This window comes from Lentisphaerota bacterium (assembly GCA_016873675.1).
Taxonomy (GTDB): Bacteria; Verrucomicrobiota; Kiritimatiellia; order RFP12; family JAAYNR01; genus VGWG01.
On the sequence record VGWG01000191.1, the window covers coordinates 1 to 2941 of the forward strand.

The following is a 2941-nucleotide window of genomic DNA, read 5'->3' on the forward strand; positions in this document are numbered from 1 at the left end:
TGGGGCACGGGGAACAGGATCGTCTCGGTCAGCAACGCGCCGAAAAGCTGGACCTTCTTCTGGTGGCATGATGGGCAGAACCAGCGCCCCTTGCACGAAAACGCGAGCAGGTACTCGTGCTTGCAGTGATCGCAGCGCACGCGGGCGAAGCCGCGTTCGAGGTCGCCGCAGTCCAGGAACTTGTTCACGACCTCGGGGATGATGGGGCGCAGGAATCCGTAGCACGGCTGATAGCGCTCCTCGTACGCCTCCAGGAACGCATCAAAATGCCCCGACAGACACTGCCAGAGCGGCGACTGCCGGGGCCGGCGCGGACGATAGACTTGCTCCACCATGCCGCCCAATGTACAAAAGAGGGTGTGTCATCTAACGGCACACCCCCTGAAATAGTTGGAGAAAAGAATGAAGGCAGGATCGAGGCCCCAGTATTACCGGATTCGGCGCATGGTTCAGATGGTGCGAGAGGGCGCCGAGACCGGCTATCTGGCGAACAGTAGCGACTTCATGAAGGAGTTCGAGGTGTCGCGCCGCACCGTGGCGCGGGATCTGGACTTCCTGCGCGATGAGGAGCGCGCCCCGCTCGCGTACGACGAGGCCCTGCACGGGTTCCGGCTCACCGACGAGACCTATGCCTTGCCGCCCGTGTCGATCACGCGCCGGGAGGCGTTCAGTTTCGGCCTTGCCCGCAAACTGCTCGCCCACTATGAGGGCACGCCGCTGCACATGGACATGCGCTCGGTGCTGGATAAGATCGCCGAGTCGTTGGCGGGCGATATCACCGTCGAACCCGCCTGGCTGAGCGAGCATGTGGGCGTCTTACCCGAGGACCGGGTACGGATCGATCCCGAGGTCTGGGCACGATTGGCGGGCTTTGTGGAGCGACGGGAGGCGCTCCGGGCCACATACCAGACCTTCGACGGGCGCGTTTCCGAGTACGTTCTACACCCGTATCATCTGCTCGCCTATCACGGAAACTGGTACGTGTTGGCCCTGAACACGGCCAAGGACCAGATCGCGACGTTCGCCCTGTCGCGGTTCCGCCAGATCGCTGCTACGGGGCATATCTTCACGCGTCCGGCGGACTTCAACGCCGAAACCTACGCCAAGCAAGCATTCGGGATTGTGGGCGGCGAGGCGCCGATCAAGGTTCGGTTGCTGTTCGAGTCAAAACTGGCTGTCTACATTACCGAACGGGACTGGCACCCCAGTCAGGAATTCCAGATGAATCCGGATGGACGCGTCGAGATGCGGCTGGAGACTACGGGCCGCAAGGAACTCGTGCGCTGGATCCTGTCCTGGATGCCGGATGTGAAGGTGCTGGAGCCGGAAAGTCTCCGGGATCGGATCGCGGAGAAACTGCGGGATGGACTCCGGGCTCAAGAATCCCGAAACACGCGCGCCTCGATGTCCAGCAGCCCGGCCACATGCAACAACTCGGCCGTCCAGTCGCCGTAGCAGCCGTGCTTTCCCCTCCTCGGTAGCCCGCGTGAACCGGTACAGATAGGGTTCGTCTGACCAAACGACCCCATCCGCAACCGCCACCAGTCGCATGTGGAGGTAACCGTCCTGCTCGCAAACCTCCAATTTCAACCCCTGATTCGTCAACTCGTGTTTGTGCGCGTTTTTCTTCATAACGTGTCCCTGTCGCTGTCGGTTGTTTTCTCTATGCGATGTCGCGATGCCCTGTCTATTTCGCCGTGGTGAACGACAAGGCAGGCAACCCATCTTTGTTAAAGAAGTTTGCCCACGCTTCCATGAGCGGGCAGGCGTAACTGATGGCGACGGGTTGCTTCACTTTTTCAGATGACACCACCACCGTGTTACCGTCAATCACGGCGTCAGCCCACACAGGCTTTCCATCCGCGCCGGCAATCGCAAACCCCTGTAGCTTACCCGGCTTGCCGTCTTTCCCGTTTTTGAACGCCAGTCCCTTCCCGACGTGATCGAACGAAACACTGTTTTACGGCTTGGCTGGCTGTCGGCTTGGCTGAGGAGCTGCCGATCGAGGAGGCGGCGCGGCGGGCCGTGCGGGCCGCCTCAATCTCCGTGACGCGCCCTGGTGCACAGGCGAGCATGCCGTTTCGTCATCGATCAGGTCATGCAAAATTGGAAGCAGATCGGTCGACGATTACGGCGACGACTACGGATTACGAGGAGAATCCCCCTCCCCATCGTCTACCGCTCTCGTCGCCCGTTATCGTCGGCCGATTCCCGCCTTTGGGCGGTAGCTGAGCAGCTAACGTGCTTTCAACTAACCGCAGAATATGCGAACATCACCCGCATCTGTGCACGTCAGGAGAAAATTTATGAAGAAGAACACCTCGACACCAGTCTGCACCTTTGATCCTCGTGTCGTGCCGGCGTCTGTTCCGGATTCCTGGCTCTCGCTTTCCCGGGAAATTGATTATACCCCGGCCGGATTCTACCTGCGTACCTGCCACAGCGTGCGGGATGGCTCCACGTTCGGGATCGAACTGCTGGATTCCAGGGGCAGCGTGGTCAACGCACAGCCTTCGAGTACCCCGGCTCTGACCGTGCTCCAGGGTAATGGCGCCCGTTTGGAATGCGTTTTCGGGGCGGGTGGCGCCTTGCGTCTGCGCGTGCGCGACGGCAAGGCACGGCTGGCGCTGCCACATCTCAAGAGCTACTGCCCGGTGATCTTCGCGCACAACGCCGACCGCATCCAAGTCTCGCTGACCTGGGTCAAAAGTCAGTTCGCCGTCACGCGCCTGGCCGGCCGCATGACGCTCGATGCGCCGTGGCAGGGCGAGCGGGTTGAGCGCGGCGTGATCGAACTGGTCCCGCGCAAGGGGGGGTGGGCGGAACTAGCCATTGAGGCCATGCAGTCCACCTGGCCGGCGACCTCGCACAGCGAGCCGTTTGACGACGTGGTGGCGCGGCGCGGGGCTGAATTCGCCGCTTTTCTAAAACCGTTTCCGGC

At 61.5% G+C, this 2941-nt stretch carries 4 protein-coding genes; 3 read left to right on the forward strand and 1 reads right to left on the reverse strand.

Annotated elements, in window-relative coordinates; genetic code table 11:
• Positions 1–212: IS91 family transposase (locus FJ222_12525; GenBank protein ID MBM4165247.1), on the reverse strand; the 212-nt coding region annotated here is incomplete at its 3' end.
• Between the two features lie 190 nt (positions 213–402).
• On the opposite strand from FJ222_12525, the gene FJ222_12530 reads away from it, so the two are divergent.
• From FJ222_12530 to FJ222_12540, 3 genes are all read left to right on the forward strand, one after another.
• The gene (locus tag FJ222_12530; protein ID MBM4165248.1) at positions 403–1455 is read left to right on the forward strand and encodes a WYL domain-containing protein; all 1053 of its coding nucleotides are present in this window, start codon (positions 403–405) and stop codon (positions 1453–1455) included.
• 516 nt (positions 1456–1971) lie between these two features.
• Positions 1972–2232 (forward strand): hypothetical protein, encoded by a 261-nt coding sequence (locus FJ222_12535; GenBank protein ID MBM4165249.1) that lies wholly within the window; start codon positions 1972–1974, stop codon positions 2230–2232.
• 74 nt (positions 2233–2306) lie between these two features.
• Positions 2307–2941: hypothetical protein (locus FJ222_12540; protein ID MBM4165250.1), on the forward strand; the 635-nt coding region annotated here is incomplete at its 3' end.

Coding starts and splice junctions, on each gene's coding strand:
- FJ222_12530 (MBM4165248.1), top strand. CDS start 403: ATGAAGGCAGGATCGAGGCCCCAGTATTACCGGATTCGGCGCATGGTT.